Genomic DNA, 20,054 nt, shown 5'->3' with positions numbered 1-20,054 from the left:
CGTGCAGGCCCGCCCGAGGAGCGGAGGACACCCGATGGCCGAGGTGCGACTGGTCTCCCGCCGTCCGCTGCGTCGCCGGGCGCTGCTGCTGCGCAGCGCGCCGACCGTGCTCGCGGCGGCCCTGCTGCTCGGTGGCGCGGTCCCCTATTTCTCCGGGGCCGGGCGCGGCTACCTCAGCTACCTGGTGCTGGCCGACCGGCTGGACGCGCAGGGCGCCGCCGCCGCGCAGAGCGCCGTGCGCGCGGTGGGCGGCCAGGTGGTGCAGGACTATCCGCAGATCGGGGCGGTCCTCGCCTACGCGAACGACGGTCGGTTCGCGGCCCGACTGCGCGCCCGCCCCGGGATCGCCGCCGTCGGGGCCACCCGGACCGCCACGGTGCCCGGGCCGCCCGGCGCGCTGGCCGGCTCGGGGGACTTCCGCCTGCCGGGCGCCGACCGCTTCACCGGGGGCGGCCGCGCGGGCGAAGCGTTCGTGACGAGTGGCAACGCGGCGGACGGCATGGAGGGCGACAGCACGCCGACCGTGCCCGACCCCGGGGAGCAGGCCGGCTGGAACCTCGCCATGATGGGCGGCCTGCCGACCGTCCAGGCCCCGGCCGCGCTGCTCGCCGCGCCGGTGTCGACCGCCACCCGGGAGGCCGCGCGCCAGACGGCGCTCCGGCAGGTGCTGGTGGCCGTCCTGGACTCGGGGGTCGACGACACCCACCCGGACCTGCGGGACGCGGTCAGCCCCGGTGACTCGGCCTCCTGCGCCGACGGTCGGCCCGACGCCCGGTTCGGCTCCTGGCGCCCCGACAGCGGGGTCACCGAGAGCGGCCACGGCACGCACGTGGCCGGGCTGATCGGAGCGGCCCGGGACGGCCACGGGGTGGTCGGGGTGGCCCCCGGGGTGCGGATCGCGGCCGTGCGGCTGCTCGGCCCGCTCGGGCAGTACTACCCGGAGAACATCGTCTGCGGGCTGCTCTGGGCCGCCGACCGCGGCGCGGTGGCGGTCAACGACAGCTACTTCGCCGACCCGTGGAAGTACAACTGTCCCGAGGACCCGGACCAGCGCGCGATGATCCTGGCGGTGGGCCGCGCGGTGGCCTACGCCCAGCGCCGCGCCCTGGTGGTCGCCTCGGCCGGGAACGACGGGCAGGACCTGGCGGGGACCAGGGTCGACCAGCGCAGCCCCAACGACCGGCTCTCCGGTCCGGCGCAGGACCGCCGGCTGGGCACCGAGTGTGTCCGGCTGCCCGGCGAACTGCCCGGAGTGCTGTCGGTCAGCGCGGTCACCAGGACCGGCGCCATCGCCGGCTACTCGAACTACGGTGACGGGCGGATCGCGCTGGCCGCCCCCGGCGGCGACCCGGACGGCGGGCCGGATGACGCGATCGTCTCGGACTGGCCGGGCGGGCGGTACGCGGCGCTGGCCGGCACCTCGATGAGCGCCGCCCACGTCACCGGCGCGATCGCGGTGGCCGCCGCGTTGCATCCGGGCTGGGGCCCGGACCGGCTGCGCGAGCTGCTGCTCGCCCAGGCCAGGGCGAACTGCCCGGTCGGCGCCGGTCTCTGCCGCGACCGGCGCAGCTACGGGGCGGGCATCGTCGCGCTGCCGCACTGAGCGGGTCCACCGGCCCGGGCGATACTGGGCGGCATGAGGCTGACCGAGTTCTGGCGACGGATGGACGAGCACTTCGGCGCGGGGTACGCGGAGTCGTTCGCCCGGGACCACGTGATGAGCGAGCTGGGCGGCCGCACGGTGCACCAGGCGCTGGACGCGGGCTGGGAGGCCAAGGACGTGTGGCGGGTGCTCTGCGAGGCGATGGGGGTCTCGGCGCGGCTGCGTTGAGCCGCTGAGGCCCGGTTCGTGCGCTGGGAGCGGGCGTGCGATCAATATCGAACTGATGTTCCCTATACTGGTTTCCCGGCGAGTTTTCCACAGGCCGAGCCCGATCGGGGCGGATTGTCGGTGGGACGCGCTAGCGTCGAGGACGATGAAGCGCACAGCACAGAACCCGAGGGTGGAAGCCATGGCAGGCACGGACCGCGAGAAGGCTCTTGAGACCGCACTCGCCCAAATTGAGCGGCAGTTCGGCAAGGGCTCGGTGATGCGTCTGGGCGACCAGTCCCGTGCCCCGATCGACGTGATCCCCACCGGGTCCACCGCGCTGGACGTCGCGCTCGGCGTCGGCGGCCTGCCGCGCGGCCGGGTGGTCGAGATCTACGGCCCCGAGTCCTCCGGTAAGACCACGCTGACCCTGCACGCCGCGGCCAGCGCGCAGAAGCTCGGCGGCACCGTCGCGTTCGTCGACGCCGAGCACGCCCTGGACCCGGAGTACGCCCGCAAGCTCGGCGTCGACACCGACGCGCTGCTGGTCTCCCAGCCGGACACCGGTGAGCAGGCGCTGGAGATCACCGACATGCTGATCCGCTCCGGCGCGATCGACCTGATCATCATCGACTCGGTGGCCGCCCTGGTGCCGCGCGCCGAGATCGAGGGCGAGATGGGCGACTCGCACGTGGGTCTGCAGGCCCGCCTGATGAGCCAGGCGCTGCGCAAGATCGCCGGTGCGCTGAACCAGTCGAACACCACCGCGATCTTCATCAACCAGCTGCGCGAGAAGATCGGCGTGATGTTCGGTTCACCGGAGACCACCACCGGTGGCCGGGCGCTGAAGTTCTACGCCTCGGTGCGGCTGGACATCCGCCGGATCGAGACCCTCAAGGACGGCACCGAGGCGGTCGGCAACCGCACCCGCGTCAAGGTGGTCAAGAACAAGGTCGCCGCCCCGTTCAAGCAGGCCGAGTTCGACATCCTCTACGGGCACGGCATCAGCTGGGAGGGTGGCCTGATCGACATGGGTGTCGAGAACGGCTTCATCCGCAAGGCCGGCGCCTGGTACACGTACGAGGGCGACCAGCTCGGCCAGGGCAAGGAGAACGCCCGCAACTTCCTGCGCGACAACCCGGCGCTGGCCGAGGAGATCGAGAAGAAGATCAAGGTCAAGCTGGGCATCGGGGTCGACCCGGACGCGCCCGTCGAGGGTGCTGCCGCTCCGGCCGCCGCAGCCGGCGAGGCGGCGGACGGTGCGGTCAAGCCGATCACCGCCACTGCGGCGAAGGCGGCCCCGGCCAAGAAGGCGGCGGCCGCGAAGGCCTGAGCGACTGATGAGGAGTGAGTCGGGGGGCGAGTCGGCGAAGTCGGAGGAGTGGGGGCCGCGCGACTGGTGTGCCAGCGGCGTCGGGGGCGAGAGCTTCGACCTCGCCCTCGAGCCCGGCGCCGACCGTCCGCGTCGCGCTGCCCGATCGGCGCCCGAGCCTGGCTCGACGCCTGCGGAGCGGCCAGGTCGGCAGATCGAGGACTGGCCGATCGAGGCCGTCGCGGTCAAGGGGGAGCAGGAGGGCGAGCGCCCGGACTGGGTGGTGGACGCCGAGGAGGGAGCGGCGTCCGCCGAGCCGTCCGTGTCGTCCGGCCGCGCCCGCAGTGGGGCCGGTCGACGCGGCGCCGCCTCGTCCGGCAGCACTCGACGCGACTCGGGGGAGCGCGGCTTCGGCGAGCGAACGGGGGGCGCTCGCGGGGGGCGCTCGCGGGCGAGTCGGGAGCCCGGTCAGCCGCGGGCCGCGCGCGAGCCGGGCCGCTCCCGCGCAACCGCGGCGGCGGAGCAGGATCCGGCCGCCCGGGCCCGGGACATCTGCCTGCGCCTGCTCACCGGTACTCCGCGCACCCGCAAGCAGTTGTCCGACGCGCTGCGCAAGCGGGAGATCCCGGACGAGGTGGCCGAGGAGGTGCTCTCCCGCTTCGAGGAGGTCGGCCTGATCGACGACGCCGCCTTCGCCGCCGCCTGGGTCGAGTCCCGGCACGCCGGTCGCGGGCTGGCCCGCCGGGCGCTGGCCCAGGAACTGCGCACCCGGGGGGTGGCCGGTGCGCTGGTCGAGGAGGCGGTGGCGCAGCTCGACCCGGACGAGGAGGCGGCCACCGCGCGAGCCCTGGTCGAGCGCAAGCTGCGCACCACCGCGGGCTTGGAGCGGCAGGCCAGGATGCGCCGCCTGGTCGGCCTGCTGGCCCGCCGCGGCTACTCGGAGGGTCTCGCCTTCCGGGTGGTGCGCGAGGTGCTGGACGCCGAGGGGGAGAGCGCCGAGGAGCTGGAGGACTGGTCGCTCGGCGGCGACTGACGGTGCGTCGGTAGCTGATCCAGCGTCAGCTCGGCTGCCTCAGGCCGACCGCTCGGCGCCGGCCAGCGGGCTCGGCCCACCCCGTGCCCCGTCCGCCAGCGCCTGCAGGTCCTCGGCCCTGCAGCCCTGGGTGATCCCGACCAGATGCCCGTCCGGGCGGACCAGCAGCACGGTGTGCGCCCCGGCTCCCGGGTACTCCTCGGTGACCAGCACCTCGGTCGGCACCGGCAGTGCCGCCGCCACCTCCGCCAACCGGGGCATCAGCCCCGCGCCCATCCAGCGCTCGGCCGACCAGACGGCGGTGCCCGGTGCCACCAGCAGCAGCAGGAAGGTCGTGCCCAGCCGTGCGTACAGCTGGTCGGCGGCGCCCTCGGTGGTGACCACCGGGACGTTCGGCACCAGCACCCCGGGCGCGGTGGCCGGCAGTTGCTCGCTGAGCGCCGTCCCGCGCCCCGTCGCGCGCTGCACCGGCACCGCGCCGGCCCGCCCCGGCACCCCCGAGGGTGCGGCCGGGTAGGCGGGGGCGCCGCCGAACCGCCCGGTGCCGAGCAGTCCGTCGGTGAGCAGCGGCGCGTGCTTGCGGAACGAGCCGGTGAGCAGCGAGCGCCGGGTCTGCTGCCAGCCGCGCAGCGGGCGCAGCAGCGGCATCGCCTGGTCCACCGCGCGCAGCCGGGCGCCGACCGCCCCGCGCCGTTCCGCCTCGTACCCGTCCAGCAGGGAACCGCCGGACTGCTCGCTACCGAAGGCCGGCGGAAGGTGCCAGGCGACCGCGAGTCGCCAGGCGAGGTTGTCCACATCGCGCAGCCCGTCGGCCAGGTTCTGCATGCCGAGCGCGCCGTGCAGGTGGGCGGCGTCGCCGGCCAGGAAGCAGCGGCCGCTGCGGAACCGGGCGGCGAGCCGCTGCTGGGCGGTGTGGTCGGCGGCGGCCAGCAGTTCGTAGCGCGGCAGTTGGCCGCACCAGCCGGTCAGCGTCGCCTTCACCCGGGTGAGCAGGGTGTCCCCGGTGACCAGGCCGGGCCAGGTGGCGTGCGGGTCGACCGGCTCGCTGGGCACCGGCCGGCCGAGCGGCAGGCGCCAGTCCAGCCGCCACAGGCCGTCCGGCAGCGGCCGGGCCGAGGCCTCGCGGTCGCCGCGCCAGGGCGGTTCGCGGTGCAGCCGGGCCTCGCCGGGAAACGGCAGGTCGACCCGGACGGTGGCGATCGCGTGCCGGTCCACCGCCGGGCGCCCCGGGAACCGGATGCCCAGCAGCTTGCGCACCACCGACCGGGCGCCGTCGCAGCCGACCAGGTGGCTGGCCCGCCACCAGGTGTCGGTGCCGTCCTGCGGGTGTCTGCTGCGCACGCTGACACCGTCCCGGTCCTGGTCGATCTCCTCCACCCGGGAGTGCGGCACCAGCTGGATCAGCCCGGTCGCGGTGGCCGCGTCCCGCAGCCCGCGCTGCAGTCGGTGCTGGGGCAGGTGCAGGACCGGATGATCCGTCAGATCGAGTTCCAGCACCTGCTGTCGGCGCCGCCAGACGCTCAGCCGCTCCCAGCGAGCGGCGTCCGAAGCGGCCCGCGGATAGCCCAGCCGCTCCAGGAAGGCGGTGCTCTCCGCCCCGAGCACGGCGCTGCGCGGCCCCTCGGGGCAGACCCCGCTGCCCTGGTCGAGCACGATGCTCGGGACCTCGTGGCGGGCCAGCGCCAGCGCCATCGCCAGGCCCACCGGACCGGCGCCCACCACGATCACCGGGTCCACGGACGGCCTCCGCACCGCGGGTCGGGGCAGGTCGCAGGCGAACCGGTGGCGGGGGGAGCGGCGCAGGTCCCGGGTGGTGTCACGAAGAGCAATGCAACAGAGTGCCTGGGAGTCCGTCAAGCAGCGACCGGTGTGCGCCGGTTCGTGCCGCAGCGTCCGAGCGGCTCGATCCGGTGGCCACGCGCGGTGCGGCTAGGGCCTGTACGGCTGATCTTTTCGGATGGGCCCGCGGCGTGGCGGGGGCGCGGCAGCGCCGGCGCGCGGGCCCGGGCGGACGATCACCGGGCTGGATATCGGGGGCTGGATATCGGGGGCTGGGGCCGGCGGAGCCTGCAGCCCCCGATGTTGAGACCCTAAGTCGGCCGAACGGCCGCCGGAAGGTGTTCTGAGCGGAACTTGAGGATTACGAAAGGGCCACGTGCCCCGCGCTCGCCCCGAGAGGGCTGGCCGCGACGGTGGGCGGTGGGGGAGGATGGCCGCTTCGCCGACAGCCAAGGGCTGCCGGAGCGGGACCCGATCGGGAGGATGTGGGATGCGGCTGCTCCTCGTCGAGGACGACGACCGGGTGGCGGCGGCGCTGGTCGCCGTCCTCAGTCGGCACGGCTTCCAGGTGCGGCACGCGCGCAGCGGCCACGAGGCGCTCGACGCGCTGGTGCCCGACGGCAGCGACCCCTACCGGGTGGTGCTGCTGGACCTCGGCCTGCCCGACCGGGACGGCTTCGAGGTGTGCAGCCGGATCCGGGCCGGCAGCGGGGTTCCGGTGATCATGGTGACCGCCCGGGCCGACATCCGCTCCCGGATCCACGGCCTCAACCTGGGCGCCGACGACTACATCACCAAGCCCTACGACATGGGCGAGCTGCTGGCCCGGATCCACGCGGTGGCCCGGCGCTTCCAGCCCGCGGCGGCCGCGGCCGACGGCCCGGCGGCGCCGGCCGGCCCCGGCTCGCTGGAGTCCTGGGGGATCAGCATCGACCGCGAGCGCCGCCGGGTCAGCGTGGAGGGCCGCGAGGTCCCGCTCACCCGCAAGGAGTTCGACCTGCTCGCGCTGCTCGCGCAGAGCCCGGGCGTGGTCTACCGGCGCGAGCAGATCTTCAGCGAGGTCTGGCGCAGCGGCTGGGAGGGCAACGGGCGGACCCTGGAGGTGCACATCGGCTCGCTGCGCACCAAGCTCGCGCTGCCCGGCCTGGTCGAGGCGGTGCGCGGGGTCGGCTACCGGCTGCTGCCCCAGTCGCCGACCCAACAGAACGGCGCGGCCGGAGCGGAGAGCGCGAGCTAGCCCATGCGCACCCGCCTGCTCGGCATTCTGCTGGCCCTGATGGTCGCCGTCCTGGCGGCCCTCGGCGTGCCGTTGGCCGCCGACATGGCCGCGGCCGAGCAGAGCCGGACCGTGGTCGACCGGATGGACGACGTGGCCCGGTTCGCCCAGGAACTGCCCACCCAGGGCCTGCCGGCGCGCGGCGCGGTCGGCTCCGATCCGGCCGTCCCGACCGACCCGAGCGCCATCCAGCTGCGCGAGCTGCAGCTGGAGGCCTCCCGCTACCAGGAGCTCTACGGGGTGCGGATCGGCCTGTTCCTGGCCGACGGCCGCCAGCTCGCCATCGCTCCCGCCGACTGGCACCTGCCGACCAGCGGCAGCGGCGCCGAGGCCGTCCAGGAGGCCAGGGACGGCCGGCGCAGCCACAACCCCCCGCAGGTCTGGCCGTGGACCCCGGACCGCACCCTGACCATCGCCTCCCCGGTGGTCCGGGACGGCGACGTGGTGGCCCTGGTGGTCACCGAGTCGCCGACCGCCGCGCTGCGTTCGCGGATCCTGCACCGCTGGCTGCTGCTGGGTGGCGGCGAGGCGATCGCGATGATCGCCGCCGTGCTGCTCGCGGTGCGGCTGACCGAGTGGATGCTGCGCCCGGTGCGCACCCTGGACCGGGCGGCCCACGACATCGCCACCGGGCGGATGAACGCCCGGGTCGCGTCGTCCGGCGGCCCGCCCGAGTTGCGGCGACTGGCCGCCTCCTTCAACGACATGGCCGACCACGTGGTGCTGGCCCTCGATCAGCAGCGGGCCTTCGTCGCCGACGCCTCGCACCAGCTGCGCAACCCGCTGGCGGCGCTGCTGCTCCGGGTCGAGCTGCTCGGCCTGGAGTTGCCCGAGCAGCACGAGGCCGAGCTGTCGCAGGTGCGCGAGGAGGGTGTCCGGCTGGCCCGGGTGCTGGACGACCTGCTGGGCCTGGCCACCGCCGAGGGCGGCCGCCCCGAAGCGGAGCCGGTGGACCTGACCGCGCTGGTGCTGGCCCGGGTGGACGCCTGGCAGGCGCTGGCGACCCAGCGCGGGGTGCGGCTGGCCTGCGGCACGCCGCCGCCGGCCAGCGGCTGGGCGGACCCGATCGGTGTCGGCAGCGCGCTGGACGCGGTGCTCGACAACGCGCTCAAGTTCAGCCCGGCCGACGGCACGGTGGCGGTCACCCTGCAGGTGCGCAAGCGCGACGTGGCGATCACCGTGACGGACTCCGGGCCCGGGCTCACCGAGGAGGAGCTGGCCAGGGTCGGTGACCGGTTCTGGCGCAGCGCCCGGCACCAGAACGTGGACGGCTCGGGCCTGGGCCTGTCCATCGCGCGCACCCTGCTGCTGGCCGGCGGCGGCTCGCTGGAGTTCGCCCCGGCCGAGCCCAGGGGGCTTGCCGTCGCGCTGATCGTCCCGCGCGAGCACTGACGCCCGGTCGGTCGCCCTCAGGGTTTGACGGACCGGTAGTAGCGCTCGGCGCCGTCGTGCAGCGGCAGCGGGTCGGTGTAGACGGCGGTGCGCAGGTCCACCAGCTGGGCCGCGTGCACCTGGGTGCCGATCGGGTCCCGGCTGTCGATCACCGCGCGGGTCAGGCCCTCGACCAGCCCGGGATCCACGTCGTCGCGGGTGATCAGCAGGTTGGGCACCGCCATGGTGAGCACGGCCTGGGTCTTCGGATAGACCCCGGCGGGCAGGACGGCGGTGCGCCAGGCGTCGGTGTCGCTGCTCGCCTGGTGCAGCTTGTCGGTGAGGTCGCCCAGCGGCACGATCCGGATCGGGAACTTGGCCGCCAGGCTGGTCAGCGCGCTGGTCGGCAACCCGCCGGACCAGAAGAAGGCGTCCAACCGCCCGTCCGCCAGCTGGGTGCTCGCGTCCCCGACGCCGAGCGGGGCGGGGGTGATGCCGGTGTCCGGGTCGATGCCGGCGGCGATGAGCAGCTCGCGGGTGACCAGGTTCACCCCGGACTTGGGCTCACCCACTCCGACCCGCTTGCCCTTCAGGTCGGCCACCGACTGCACCGGGGAGTCGGCCGGGACCACCAACTGCAGGTAGTCGTCGTAGAGCCGGGCGATCGCCCGCAGCTTGCCCTTGCCCGGGCCGGGGAACTCGGCCACCGCGTCGGCGGTGGCTATCGCGAAGGAGTCCTGCCCCGAGGCGACCCGCTCCAGGTTGTCCACCGAGCCCTGGCTGGCGTCCAGCCGCAGCTCGACGCCGGGCATCGTGGTGTGCAGGTACCCCTGCAACAGCTCGCCGTACTGGGTGTAGACCCCCTCGGGCACACCTGTCGCGAAGCCGTCGACCCCCTTGGGGTAGCCGGCCGGTCGGCCGGCGGTCAGCCACCAGCCGCCGACCGCGCCCACCACCAGCAGCAACAGGGCGGCCAGCAGCGGCCAGAGCCGGCGTCGGCGGGTCCGGCGCGGCCAGGCGGTGGTCGAGGTCATGCGGGGGATCCTGCCAGGAGAAGCCCGCGGACGGGAGGGGGAGGGCCCATCTCGCCACCACGTGCCACCGGGAGCGCGCCGCGCTGCCCTTACCCTTGCTGCTGTGGGTATGGGAGAGAGCTTGCGAACTTACAAGGTCGTCACGCACGGCTGTCAGATGAACGTCCACGACTCCGAGCGGCTGGCCGGGCTGCTCGAGGACGCCGGATACGTGAAGGCCGACCAGGGCGGTGAGCCCGACCTGGTGGTCTTCAACACCTGTGCCGTGCGGGAGAACGCCGACAACAAGCTGTACGGCAACCTCGGCCAGCTGGCCCCGGCCAAGGCCGGCCGCAGGGACATGCAGATCGCCGTCGGCGGCTGCCTGGCCCAGAAGGACCGCGACACCATCGTGCGCAGGGCGCCCTGGGTCGACGTGGTCTTCGGCACCCACAACATCGGCCACCTGCCCGCGCTGCTCGAGCGGGCCCGGGTGGAGCGCAAGGCCCAGGTGGAGATCCTGGAGTCGTTGGAGACCTTCCCCTCCACGCTGCCCACCCGCCGTGAGTCCGCCTACGCGGCCTGGGTCGCGATCTCGGTCGGCTGCAACAACACCTGCACCTTCTGCATCGTCCCGGCGCTGCGCGGCAAGGAGGAGGACCGCCGCCCCGGCGACGTGCTCGCCGAGGTCGAGGCGCTGGTCGGCGAGGGCGTCATCGAGGTGACCCTGCTCGGCCAGAACGTCAACGCCTACGGCTCGGACCTGGGCGACCGCGAGGCCTTCTCCAAGCTGCTGCGGGCCTGCGGCCAGATCGAGGGCCTGGAGCGGGTGCGCTTCACCTCCCCGCACCCGCGCGACTTCACCGACGACGTGATCGCCGCGATGGCCGAGACCCCGAACGTGATGCACCAGCTGCACATGCCGCTGCAGTCCGGCTCGGACACCGTGCTGCGCGCGATGAAGCGCTCGTACCGCCAGGAGCGGTTCCTGGGCATCATCAAGAAGGTCCGCGAGGCGATGCCGGACGCCGCGATCTCCACCGACATCATCGTCGGCTTCCCCGGGGAGACCGACGAGGACTTCGAGCAGACCCTGCACACGGTGCGCGAGGCCCGGTTCACCAACGCCTTCACGTTCCAGTACTCCAAGCGCCCCGGCACCCCGGCCGCCGAGATGGCGGACCAGGTGCCCAAGGCCGTGGTCCAGGAGCGCTACGAGCGGCTGATCGCGCTGCAGGAGGAGATCTCCTGGGCGGAGAACAAGAAGCAGGTCGGCCGCCGTCTGGAGATCCTGGTCGCCGAGGGCGAGGGCAAGAAGGACGACCAGACCGACCGGCTCTCCGGCCGCGCGCCCGACAACCGGCTGGTCCACTTCACCAGGCCGGCCGAGCCGGTGCGGCCGGGTGACGTGGTGACCGTCGAGATCAGCTACGCGGCCCCGCACCACCTGCTGGCCGAGGGCCCGACGCTGGGCGTCCGGCGCACCCGGGCCGGCGACGCCTGGGAGAAGCGCAACGCCGCCCCCGCCGCCAAGCCGGCCGGCGTCATGCTGGGGCTGCCCGGCATCGGCGCTCCGGCGCCGCTGGCGGCCGTGCCCGGCAACGGCTGCGGCTGCGACTGATCCGCCGGCCGGGCAGACGGCCACGGCCTCTCGTCAGTGAGGCCCTAGAGTGATCACCATGCTGGTCGCCGCTGCCGTCTGCCCCTGCCCCCCGCTGCTGGTCCCCGAGGTGGCCGCTGGTGCCGCCCCGGAGCTGGACGGCCTGCGGTCGGTCTGCGCCGAGGCGGTCGGCGAGCTGCTGGCCGCCGACCTGCAGCTGCTGGTGCTGGTCGGCGACGGTCCGCAGGCCGAGGTGTGGACCGAGGGCGGGGCCGGCTCCTTCCACCGCTTCGGCGTCCCGCTCGGGGTGCGGCTGCCCTCCGGCGGGGTCGACGGGCCCGAGCTCAGCCCCGCGCTCTCCGTCGGCGCCTGGCTGCTGGACCAGGCCGGCGCGGCGCTGCCCACGCACGCCTGCGCGGTGCCCGGTGACGCGCCGGTGGACCGGATGCTCGGCCTCGGCCAGGGACTGGCGGGGCTCGCCGACCGGGTCGGACTGCTGGTGCTCGGCGACGGGAGCGCACGACGCTCCGTCAAGGCGCCCGGCTACCTGGACGAGCGGGCCGAGGGCTTCGACGCCGGGGTGGCCCGCGCACTCGGTGCGGCGGACACCGCCGCGCTGGCCGCGCTGGACCCACGGCTCGGCGCCGAGCTGCTGGCCGCGGGCCGGGCCCCGTGGCAGGTGCTGGCCGGGGCGGGTGAGGGGGCCGGGCTCGGCGGGCGGCTGCGCTACCAGGACGCCCCGTACGGGGTCGGCTACTTCGTGGCCTCCTGGCGCTGATCGGCACAGTCGGGGGGGGGGGGCGGGGGCGGCGGGCGGCCCCCCCGCCGGGTGGTGAGCGGCGGGTCAACGCCAGGGTGACGCCCGCGGGGCCCCCGCCTCGGCGGGGGGGGCGGGGGCGGGGGGGGCGCGGGGGGGCGGGGCCGGCCCCCCCCCGCGGGCGGGGGGGGGGGGGGGGGGGGGCCCCCGGGGGGGGGGGCCGGCCCGGGGGGGGGGGGGGGGGGCGGCCCCGCCCCCCCCCCCCGACTGTTGATCAGCTGCGGATCAACTCCTGGATCAGCCCTGCGGGCCCGCCTCGTCGGCGGGGCCTTCGTCGCCGGTGCGGCCTTCGTCCTGCGGGCCCTTCTCCGCGAAGCCGTCCACCGCGCCCTTGGCCTTCCCCGTCCCGGTGGCGATCTTGTCGCTGTACTTCCCCTTGGTGGCCTTGTCGATCGCGTCGCCGGCCTTGTCGACCAGCTCGTCGATCTTCTCGTTGTGCTGGCCCGCCAGGTGGCTGGCCTTGTCCTTGAGCTCCTCAGCCCTGCCCTTGAGGTTGTCCATCAGGCCCATGGCGTCGTCTCCTGTGTCAGGCCGCTCGGGTCGGCTCTGCGGAAGGGCGTCCTCGGCCGGTTCCACGCTCTGCGCGGCCGCCGCGAGCGCCGCGGCCAGCAACTCGGCGACGTCCGGCGTGAGATGCGCCGCCGCGTCGAGCAGCGCCCCGCCCGCATCGACGGCGCCGGCCCCGGTCAGCAGCCCGCCCGACTCGGCCTCGGGGGCCGTCCGGGCGGCCGGGACGCCGGGCGGCGACTCCTGCCGCTCGCCGTCGGCCGCCCCGGGCTCCGCCGGCTCCTGCTCCGGCGGAGCCAGCACGGCGACCGATCCGCCGTCCGCGGCCTGCGGAACCTCGGCGGTACGGCGACGGAACCAGCTGAAAACACCCATATCTTCTCCCAACCTACGCGGTCTGCGGCGGACCCGGGGCCGGTTCTGCGGCGAGCCGGTGCAGGGTGCCGCCCATCCGGGGAACGAGCGGGCCGGTGGCCGGTCACGTCCCCCGTTCGGGTGGGGGCCCGCGCTTTGCGAGACTTGACGGTGTGAGCAGCTCTCTTTCCCGTATCCCGGTGGTCTCGGTGGTCGGCGCGACCGCGGCCGGCAAGTCCGACCTGGCCGTCGCGCTGGCCCAGGCACTCGGCGGCGAGGTGATCAACACCGACTCCATGCAGCTCTACCGGGGCATGGACATCGGTACCGCCAAGCTCACCCTCGCCGAGCGCGCCGGAGTCCCGCACCACCTGCTGGACATCTGGGAGGTCACCGAGACCGCCAGCGTGGCCGAGTACCAGCGGCTGGCCCGGGCCGAGATCGACCGGCTGTTGGCCGCCGGGCGCCCCCCGGTGCTGGTCGGCGGCTCGGGGTTGTACGTGCGCGCGGCGATCGACGAGATGGACTTCCCGGGAACCGACCCGGCGGTGCGCGGCCGGCTGGAGGACGAGCTGGCGGAGCACGGGCCGGCCGCGCTGCACGCCCGGCTGGCCGTGCTCGACCCGGCGGCCGCGGCCGCCATCCTGGTCGGCAACGGGCGGCGGATCGTGCGGGCGCTGGAGGTGATCGAGCTGACCGGCCGTCCGTTCACCGCCAACCTGCCCAGCAACACCGCGGTCTACGACGCGGTGCAGATCGGTGTCGCGGTGCCCCGGCCGGAGCTGGACGAGCGGATCACCCTGCGGGTGGACCGGATGTGGCAGGCCGGATTGCTGGACGAGGTACGGGCGTTGGAGGCGCGCGGGTTGCGCGAGGGGCTGACGGCGGGTCGGGCGCTCGGTTACCAACAGGTGCTGGCGCACTTCGCGGGCGAGTGCACCGAGGAGGAGGCGCGGGCCGAGACGGCGCGCGCCACCAAGCGGTTCGCGCGCCGTCAGGAGTCCTGGTTCCGCCGGGACGACCGGATCCACTGGCTCGATCGGCCCGCCGGAGCGGACCCGGCCGACCTGCTGCAACGCGCGCTGAAGTTGGTCGAGCAGGGGGCCTGAACGGCGGATTCCGGCCGGTCGGCCCGCCTGATCCGGCCATCTGCCGGTGCACCTGCGCTCGCACGTGCAGGTGCAGGAGGAAGCCGGGATCACGGCCGGATCACGTCATGGCCACGGATCACCCGGCGGCCCGGGTTACGCGCTGTAAGCGTGTTGGGACATGCCATTATCGAGGCAAGAGGGGCCGGTCGCGCGGGCCGGACCCATCCGTTCGCGAGTCCCGGCTCGTGTCGAACTGTCAGGGGAGGCCGCGTGTCCACGGGTCCCGGCCCCGAAACCGAGCAGTTCCCGCACCATGCCCTGGACCTGTCCGGGGCGGCGCACGGCCTCGACGAGCCGGAGCCCGCCCACGGCTCGGTCACCGACCTGGCTGAGGAGGCGTTCGCCATGCCGCGCCCCGAGCTGCTGTCGCCCACCGCGCTGGCGCCCGAGGACCTGCTGACGGCCGGTGCGTTGCCGTCCGCCGAGGACCTGTTGCTGGCCGCCGACCCGGACCTCCCGCTCGGCCCGCCGGCCGACCAGGCGGTCCTCGAACGCGAGATCCGCCCGCGCCGCCGGCTGCGCTGGTGGCAGTTGCTGCCGATCGTGCTGATCGGGGTGGTCGGCTCGCTGATGTTCGCCTTCCCGCTCGCCTTCGGGTCCGGCGACGGCGGCTCGATGGTGGCCATGCTCGGCCTGCTGCTCACCGCGGCCTCGATGGGCTGGGGCGCGATGGCGGCCCGCAAGGCCGGTTACGCCTGGCCCGGCCTGCCCCGGCGCGGCTCGGGACGGCGGGCGGCCTGGCAGGCCATCGCCGCCTACACCCTGATCGCGTGCGTGGCCTTCGCCCTCGCCGTCTGGCGGGTCGTTCAGCTGCGCGGCTGATCGCCGCCGGCGCCCGGTCAGTACGATCGCAGTATGAGCGCACCGACCCCGCAGGGCCTGCCCTTCCTCAAGGGCCACGGCACCGAGAACGACTTCGTCATCCTCCCCGACCTGGACGGCGCGCTGCGCCTGGGTCCGGCCGAGGTGGCCCGACTCTGCGACCGCCGGGCCGGGATCGGCGCCGACGGTGTGCTGCGGGTGGTCCGTTCGGCCCGCGACGAGGCCGCGGCGGCCCAGGCCGCGGAGGCCGAGTGGTTCATGGACTACCGCAACGCTGACGGCAGCATCGCCGAGATGTGCGGCAACGGGGTCCGGGTCTTCGCCCGCTACCTGGTGCACGCCGGGCTGGCCAAGCCCGGACCGCTCGCGGTCGCCACCCGGGCCGGGGTGCGGCAGGTGCTGATCGCCGAGGACGGCCCGGACGGCACGCCCGGTGAGGTCACCGTGGACATGGGCCGGGCGGTGCTGCCGGGCACCGAGGGCATCGAGGTGGCGGTGGGGGAGCGGCACTGGCCGGCCCGCAACGTCAACATGGGCAACCCGCACGCGGTGGCCTTCGTGGCCGATCTCGCCGAGGCCGGCAACCTGTTCACCGCGCCCGAGGTCAGCCCGGCCGGGGCCTACCCGGAGGGCGTCAACGTCGAGTTCGTGGTGGACCGGGGCGAGCGGCACGTCGCGATGCGGGTGCACGAGCGCGGCTCGGGCGAGACCCGCTCCTGCGGGACGGGCGCCTGCGCGGTGGCGGTGGCCGCGGCCCGGCGGGCCGGGATCGACCCGGCGGTCACCGGTGAGCCGGTCAGCATCACGGTGGACCTGCCCGGCGGGCGGCTGGTGATCGCCGAACACCCGGACGGACGGGTCGAGATGACCGGGGCGGCGGTGATCGTGGCCGCCGGGGTGCTCGAGCCCGGCTGGCTCTGAGGTCCCGTCAGGGGGCTGGGCATGGGGTGGGGTAGTGGGGGTGGGCGGCCCCTTTCCCCGTTCCGGGTGGAGCTCAATCCGCCCGTTCGAGTGATCTCCCTGACAGAGCGGAAGCAGGGCCTCGCGGAACGTGTTGTGCTCGGTAGCATGGACCACCGGGGCAGCCGCCGCTCCGGTGCTCGCTGCCGGAGGTTGCCATGACTGTCGAGACCGGCCGGCCAACCGGCCAGGCCCTGTCACCTGTGACATCTGAGGCTCCGTCAACAGGTCCGGGTCGCCTCGCGGGGCGCTCGGTCGGATCGCCGCCCGTCGATTCCGCGCCCTCGCCGGTGCCGCCGCCGCCTGAGCCGACGTCACCTGAGTCGCCGTCACCCGGACGGCGGCTGCTGGGGCGGGCCGCCCTCGGCCGGGCCGGGCGGGCCGCCCTGCTGGCCACCGGGCGCCCCCCGGTGCCGGACGCGATCGAGCCGCTGGTGCAGGCCCACCGGCGCCACCATCCGCAGGCCGACCTCGCGCTGCTCAGCCGCGCCTACCGGACGGCCGAGGAGAGCCACCGGGGCCAGAAGCGCAAGAGCGGCGAGCCCTACATCACCCACCCGCTCGCCGTCACCATGATCCTGGCCCAGCTCGGCGCCGAGACCACCACCCTGGTCGCCTCGCTGCTGCACGACACGGTCGAGGACACCGAGGTGACGCTGGATCAGGTCGCCGCCGCCTACGGTCCCGAGGTCGCCTACCTGGTGGACGGCGTGACCAAGCTGGAGAAGGTGGACTTCGGTGCGGCGGCGGAGGCGGAAACGTTCCGCAAGATGCTGGTCGCCACCGGCGACGACGTGCGGGTCATGGTGATCAAGCTGGCGGACCGGCTGCACAACATGCGGACGATCCGTCACATGAAGCCGGCCAGCCAGGTCAGGATCGCCAAGGTCACCCGGGACGTGCTGATCCCGCTGGCCGAGCGGCTGGGCATCCAGGTGGTCAAGACGGAGCTGGAGGACATCGTCTTCGCCACCCTCCACCCCGAGGAGTACGCCAGGACCAGGGCGCTGATCGCTGCCCAGGAGGCCGCCCAGGACGCGCTGCTCAGCCCGTTCGCCGCCGCGCTGCGCCGGCAGCTGGCCGAGTCCGGGGTGTCGGGCGAGGTCACCGTGCGGCCCAGGCACTGCGTCTCGGTGCACCGGGCGCTGCTGCGCCGCGGCCCGAGCGGCCCGGTCGGCCTGGTGGGGCGCCCGCACCCGGCCGACCTGGCCCGGCTGCTGGTCGTGGTCGAGGAGACCGCCGACTGCTACGCGGTCCTCGGTGAGCTGCACACCTGCTGGACCCCGCTGCCCGGCGAGTTCAAGGACTTCGTGGCCGCGCCCAAGTTCAACCTGTACCAGTCGCTGCACACCGCGGTCTCGGTGGACGGCGCGCTGGTCGAGGTGCTGGTCCGCACGCCCCGGATGCACCGGATCGCCGAGTTCGGCGTGGTCGCGCTCGGCAGTCCGCACCAGGCCGGCGCGGACCAGACCGGGCGCGACGAGCTGGACGGCACCGACCCGGCCCGCCCCGGCTGGCTCAGCCGGCTGCTGGAGTGGCAGCAGGAGACCCCCGATCCGGACGCCTTCTGGTCGACCCTGACCGCCGACCTGTCCGACGACGGGGAGATCACCGCCGTCACCGAGGAGGGCGCCACCCTGGTGCTGCCGGTCGGGGCCAGCTGCGTCGACGCCGCCTACCAGCTCGGCGAGGAGATCGGGCACCGATGTATCGGCGCCCGGGTGAACGGGCGGCTGGTGGCCTTGGCCACCGCGCTGGCGGACGGCGATGTGGTGGGCATCCTGACCGAGCCGGGCGGTGGCCCCGGCGGCCCGGAGCCGACCGGGCCGAGCCCGCAGTGGCTGGAGTTCGCGCACACGCCGGGGGCCCGGATCGCGATCGAGCGCTGGCTGGCCGGTCACGCCCGCCCTGAGCCGGCCGGCCAGGCGGTCCATGCCGTCGATTCCGTCGCTTCCGTCGAGGCAGCCCATGTCGTCGATGCCGCCCAGGTGCCCCCGGCCGGCCAGGGCGCGCCGTCGGCACCGCCCGCGCCGCACGGCGCGGTCGAGCGCCCGGCGACCGCGAGACCGGCCGGCGGCCACGGCCGGCTGGTGGTCGCTCCCGGCCACCCCGGGGCGGCCGTGCGGCTGGCCCGCTGCTGCACCCCGGTGCCGCCGGACCGGGTGACCGGCTTCCAGATCCGCGGCGGCTCGATCGCGGTGCACCGCACCGACTGCCCCACCGGTGAGCGGATGCGCGGCTCGGGGCGCGGCCCGGTGCAGCTGGACTGGTCGCCGGAGGCCGGTGCGGCGGCCACCGGGGCGCCGGCGCCGTTCCGGGTCACGCTGCAGGCCGAGGCGCTGAACCGGCCCGGGCTGCTCGCCGACCTGACCGCCGCGATGTCGGCCACCGGGCTCGACATCGTCTCCGCGGTGGTCGAACCGCCCCAGGAGCTGCGGGTCCGGCACACCTACACGGTGGAGCTGCCCAGGGCCGCGACGCTGCCCGTGGTGATGCGCGCCATGCTGCGGGTCTCCGGGGTCTACGACGTCCGCCGCCCCGGGCTGGAGGCCCCGCGCCCGCCCCGGTTGCGGCCGAACTCCCGGGCGGCCGGAAATGCTGATGACCAGGCCCCCGGGCCCGTGCGACCATCGAAGGGAATGCGGGACCGGTCCGCCGCGTTGAGCGCAGTGGACGGGCAGCCCGAAAAACCTTGATCCGTAGCCTGTCGATACCCTAAGGACACGATGACCTCCACGTTCGAAGACCGCGAATTTTCCAGCGAGACCGCCGGCCGCAGCGCTCGCCGTCCCGCTGACCTCCGGGCCGAAGCCCTGATGGACGAAGACCTCGCGGTGATCGACGAGGACTTCGGCCACAACTACGACGGTGACCAGTACGACCGCAGCGAGCGCGCAGCGCTCCGTCGAGTGGCGGGCCTGTCCACCGAGCTCGAGGACGTCACCGAGGTCGAGTACCGCCAGCTGCGCCTGGAGCGCGTGGTGCTGGTGGGCGTCTGGACCGACGGCACCGCCGAGGAGGCCGAGAACTCGCTCGCCGAGCTCGCCGCCCTCGCCGAGACCGCCGGCTCCCAGGTGCTCGACGGGGTGATCCAGCGCCGCGACAAGCCGGACGCCGCCACCTACATCGGCTCCGGCAAGGCCAAGGAGCTGCGTGACATCGTCGCCGCCACCGGCGCCGACACCGTGGTCTGCGACGGTGAGCTGACGCCTGGTCAGCTGATCCACCTCGAGGACGTGGTGAAGGTCAAGGTGGTCGACCGGACCGCGCTGATCCTCGACATCTTCGCCCAGCACGCCAAGTCCCGGGAGGGCAAGGCCCAGGTCTCGCTGGCGCAGATGCAGTACATGCTGCCGCGCCTGCGCGGCTGGGGTCAGTCGCTCTCCCGGCAGATGGGTGGCGGTGGCGCCGGCTCCTCGGGCGGCGGAATGGCCACCCGTGGTCCCGGTGAGACCAAGATCGAGACCGACCGGCGGCGGATCCGCGAGAAGATGGCGAAGCTCCGCCGGGAGATCGCCGACATGAAGAAGGGCCGGGACACCAAGCGCCAGGAGCGCAAGCGCCACCAGGTGCCCTCGGTCGCGATCGCCGGTTACACCAACGCCGGCAAGTCCTCGCTGCTCAACCGGCTCACCGGCGCCGGCGTCCTGGTGGAGAACGCGCTGTTCGCCACCCTGGACCCGACGGTGCGCCGGGCCACCACCCCCGGCGGGCGGCTCTACACGCTGGCCGACACGGTCGGTTTCGTCCGGCACCTGCCGCACCACCTGGTCGAGGCCTTCCGCTCGACCATGGAGGAGGTCGCCGACGCCGACCTGATCCTGCACGTGGTGGACGGCTCGCACCCCGAGCCGGAGACCCAGCTCGCGGCGGTCCGTGAGGTGATCGTCTCGGTCGAGGCGCAGCACGTGCCGGAGATCGTGGTGATCAACAAGGCCGACGCCGCCGATCCGCACGTGCTGCAGCGGCTGCTGCGCCGCGAGCCGCACGCCATCGTGGTCTCGGCCCGCTCCGGCCAGGGGATCGACGAGCTGCTCAAGCTGATCGACCAGGAGCTGCCGCGCCCGGCCGTCGAGGTCCAGGCGCTGGTCCCGTACACCCGGGGCGACCTGGTCTCCCGGGTGCACGCCGAGGGCGAGCTGCTGGAGACCGAGCACACCGGCGAGGGCACGCTGCTGCGGGCCAAGGTGGCGGCCGAGCTGGCCGCCGAGCTGGAGCGCTACGCGGTGGCCGTGCAGCACTGAGCGAC

General features: G+C 74.6%; 16 protein-coding genes. 13 read left to right on the top strand and 3 right to left on the bottom strand.

The window, feature by feature from the left end:
* Positions 1-34 precede the first annotated feature (34 nt).
* The 4 genes from P3T41_RS30295 (at position 35) to recX (ending at position 4,155) form a co-directional block, all read left to right on the top strand.
* On the top strand, positions 35-1,603 hold the full coding sequence (locus tag P3T41_RS30295) for a S8 family serine peptidase (RefSeq protein WP_280693757.1): 1,569 nt from the start codon (positions 35-37) through the stop codon (positions 1,601-1,603).
* A gap of 33 nt (positions 1,604-1,636) precedes the next feature.
* Complete coding sequence (locus P3T41_RS30290) at positions 1,637-1,831, top strand: DUF3046 domain-containing protein (protein WP_280693756.1); 195 nt, start codon at positions 1,637-1,639, stop codon at positions 1,829-1,831.
* Between the two features lie 181 nt (positions 1,832-2,012).
* Positions 2,013-3,143: a recombinase RecA gene (gene recA, locus P3T41_RS30285; protein ID WP_280693755.1), complete on the top strand. Its 1,131-nt coding sequence runs from the start codon at positions 2,013-2,015 to the stop codon at positions 3,141-3,143.
* A gap of 7 nt (positions 3,144-3,150) precedes the next feature.
* On the top strand, positions 3,151-4,155 hold the full coding sequence (gene recX / locus P3T41_RS30280; RefSeq protein WP_280693754.1) for a recombination regulator RecX: 1,005 nt from the start codon (positions 3,151-3,153) through the stop codon (positions 4,153-4,155).
* 39 nt (positions 4,156-4,194) lie between these two features.
* On the opposite strand, the gene P3T41_RS30275 is transcribed toward recX, so the two are convergent.
* Entirely contained in the window at positions 4,195-5,892 is a 1,698-nt protein-coding gene (locus P3T41_RS30275) for an FAD-dependent monooxygenase (RefSeq protein WP_280693753.1), read from the bottom strand.
* A 532-nt stretch (positions 5,893-6,424) separates the two neighbouring features.
* Between P3T41_RS30275 and P3T41_RS30270 the strand changes: the two genes are divergently transcribed.
* Together P3T41_RS30270 and P3T41_RS30265 are read left to right on the top strand one after the other, a co-directional pair.
* On the top strand, positions 6,425-7,171 hold the full coding sequence (locus P3T41_RS30270; RefSeq protein WP_280693752.1) for a response regulator transcription factor: 747 nt from the start codon (positions 6,425-6,427) through the stop codon (positions 7,169-7,171).
* Between the two features lie 3 nt (positions 7,172-7,174).
* On the top strand, positions 7,175-8,602 hold the full coding sequence (locus P3T41_RS30265; protein WP_280693751.1) for a sensor histidine kinase: 1,428 nt from the start codon (positions 7,175-7,177) through the stop codon (positions 8,600-8,602).
* 17 nt (positions 8,603-8,619) lie between these two features.
* Here P3T41_RS30265 and P3T41_RS30260 read toward each other — a convergent pair whose 3' ends face one another.
* A complete protein-coding gene (locus P3T41_RS30260) occupies positions 8,620-9,615 on the bottom strand; it encodes a TAXI family TRAP transporter solute-binding subunit (protein WP_280693750.1) in 996 nt (331 codons plus the stop codon).
* 109 nt (positions 9,616-9,724) lie between these two features.
* On the opposite strand from P3T41_RS30260, the gene miaB reads away from it, so the two are divergent.
* A complete protein-coding gene (gene miaB, locus P3T41_RS30255) occupies positions 9,725-11,215 on the top strand; it encodes a tRNA (N6-isopentenyl adenosine(37)-C2)-methylthiotransferase MiaB (protein ID WP_280693772.1) in 1,491 nt (496 codons plus the stop codon).
* 58 nt (positions 11,216-11,273) lie between these two features.
* Complete coding sequence (locus P3T41_RS30250) at positions 11,274-11,972, top strand: hypothetical protein (RefSeq protein WP_280693749.1); 699 nt, start codon at positions 11,274-11,276, stop codon at positions 11,970-11,972.
* 276 nt (positions 11,973-12,248) lie between these two features.
* Here the strand turns inward: P3T41_RS30250 and P3T41_RS30245 are convergent, their stop codons facing one another.
* Positions 12,249-12,893, bottom strand: a complete 645-nt coding sequence (locus P3T41_RS30245) for an antitoxin (protein WP_280693748.1) — start codon at positions 12,891-12,893, stop codon at positions 12,249-12,251.
* A 152-nt stretch (positions 12,894-13,045) separates the two neighbouring features.
* Here P3T41_RS30245 and miaA point away from each other — a divergent pair, with 152 nt between their 5' ends.
* The 5 genes from miaA (at position 13,046) to hflX (ending at position 20,049) form a co-directional block, all read left to right on the top strand.
* The gene (gene miaA, locus P3T41_RS30240) at positions 13,046-13,981 is read left to right on the top strand and encodes a tRNA (adenosine(37)-N6)-dimethylallyltransferase MiaA (protein ID WP_280693747.1); all 936 of its coding nucleotides are present in this window, start codon (positions 13,046-13,048) and stop codon (positions 13,979-13,981) included.
* A 252-nt stretch (positions 13,982-14,233) separates the two neighbouring features.
* The gene (locus P3T41_RS30235; protein ID WP_280693746.1) at positions 14,234-14,845 is read left to right on the top strand and encodes a hypothetical protein; all 612 of its coding nucleotides are present in this window, start codon (positions 14,234-14,236) and stop codon (positions 14,843-14,845) included.
* A 33-nt stretch (positions 14,846-14,878) separates the two neighbouring features.
* A complete protein-coding gene (gene dapF / locus P3T41_RS30230; RefSeq protein WP_280693745.1) occupies positions 14,879-15,766 on the top strand; it encodes a diaminopimelate epimerase in 888 nt (295 codons plus the stop codon).
* Positions 15,767-16,149: 383 nt separating this feature from the next.
* Complete coding sequence (locus P3T41_RS30225; RefSeq protein ID WP_280693771.1) at positions 16,150-18,501, top strand: HD domain-containing protein; 2,352 nt, start codon at positions 16,150-16,152, stop codon at positions 18,499-18,501.
* Positions 18,502-18,621: 120 nt separating this feature from the next.
* Entirely contained in the window at positions 18,622-20,049 is a 1,428-nt protein-coding gene (gene hflX / locus P3T41_RS30220; RefSeq protein ID WP_280693744.1) for a GTPase HflX, read from the top strand.
* Positions 20,050-20,054 lie beyond the last annotated feature (5 nt).

This window comes from Kitasatospora sp. GAS204B, from assembly GCF_029892155.1.
Lineage (GTDB): Bacteria > Actinomycetota > Actinomycetes > Streptomycetales > Streptomycetaceae > Kitasatospora.
The sequence above is the reverse complement of the archived record's forward strand: the minus strand, read 5'-3'. Positions and strand labels throughout refer to the sequence as shown.

Excerpts from the sequence above, each read along its gene's own strand:
- recA (WP_280693755.1), top strand. The coding sequence starts at position 2,013 with ATGGCAGGCACGGACCGCGAGAAGGCTCTTGAGACCGCACTCGCCCAA.
- P3T41_RS30270 (WP_280693752.1), top strand. The coding sequence starts at position 6,425 with ATGCGGCTGCTCCTCGTCGAGGACGACGACCGGGTGGCGGCGGCGCTG.
- recX (WP_280693754.1), top strand. The coding sequence starts at position 3,151 with ATGAGGAGTGAGTCGGGGGGCGAGTCGGCGAAGTCGGAGGAGTGGGGG.
- P3T41_RS30295 (WP_280693757.1), top strand. The coding sequence starts at position 35 with ATGGCCGAGGTGCGACTGGTCTCCCGCCGTCCGCTGCGTCGCCGGGCG.
- P3T41_RS30250 (WP_280693749.1), top strand. The coding sequence starts at position 11,274 with ATGCTGGTCGCCGCTGCCGTCTGCCCCTGCCCCCCGCTGCTGGTCCCC.
- dapF (WP_280693745.1), top strand. The coding sequence starts at position 14,879 with ATGAGCGCACCGACCCCGCAGGGCCTGCCCTTCCTCAAGGGCCACGGC.
- hflX (WP_280693744.1), top strand. The coding sequence starts at position 18,622 with ATGGACGAAGACCTCGCGGTGATCGACGAGGACTTCGGCCACAACTAC.
- miaB (WP_280693772.1), top strand. The coding sequence starts at position 9,725 with ATGGGAGAGAGCTTGCGAACTTACAAGGTCGTCACGCACGGCTGTCAG.
- P3T41_RS30260 (WP_280693750.1), bottom strand. The coding sequence starts at position 9,615 with ATGACCTCGACCACCGCCTGGCCGCGCCGGACCCGCCGACGCCGGCTC.
- P3T41_RS30265 (WP_280693751.1), top strand. The coding sequence starts at position 7,175 with ATGCGCACCCGCCTGCTCGGCATTCTGCTGGCCCTGATGGTCGCCGTC.
- P3T41_RS30245 (WP_280693748.1), bottom strand. The coding sequence starts at position 12,893 with ATGGGTGTTTTCAGCTGGTTCCGTCGCCGTACCGCCGAGGTTCCGCAG.
- P3T41_RS30290 (WP_280693756.1), top strand. The coding sequence starts at position 1,637 with ATGAGGCTGACCGAGTTCTGGCGACGGATGGACGAGCACTTCGGCGCG.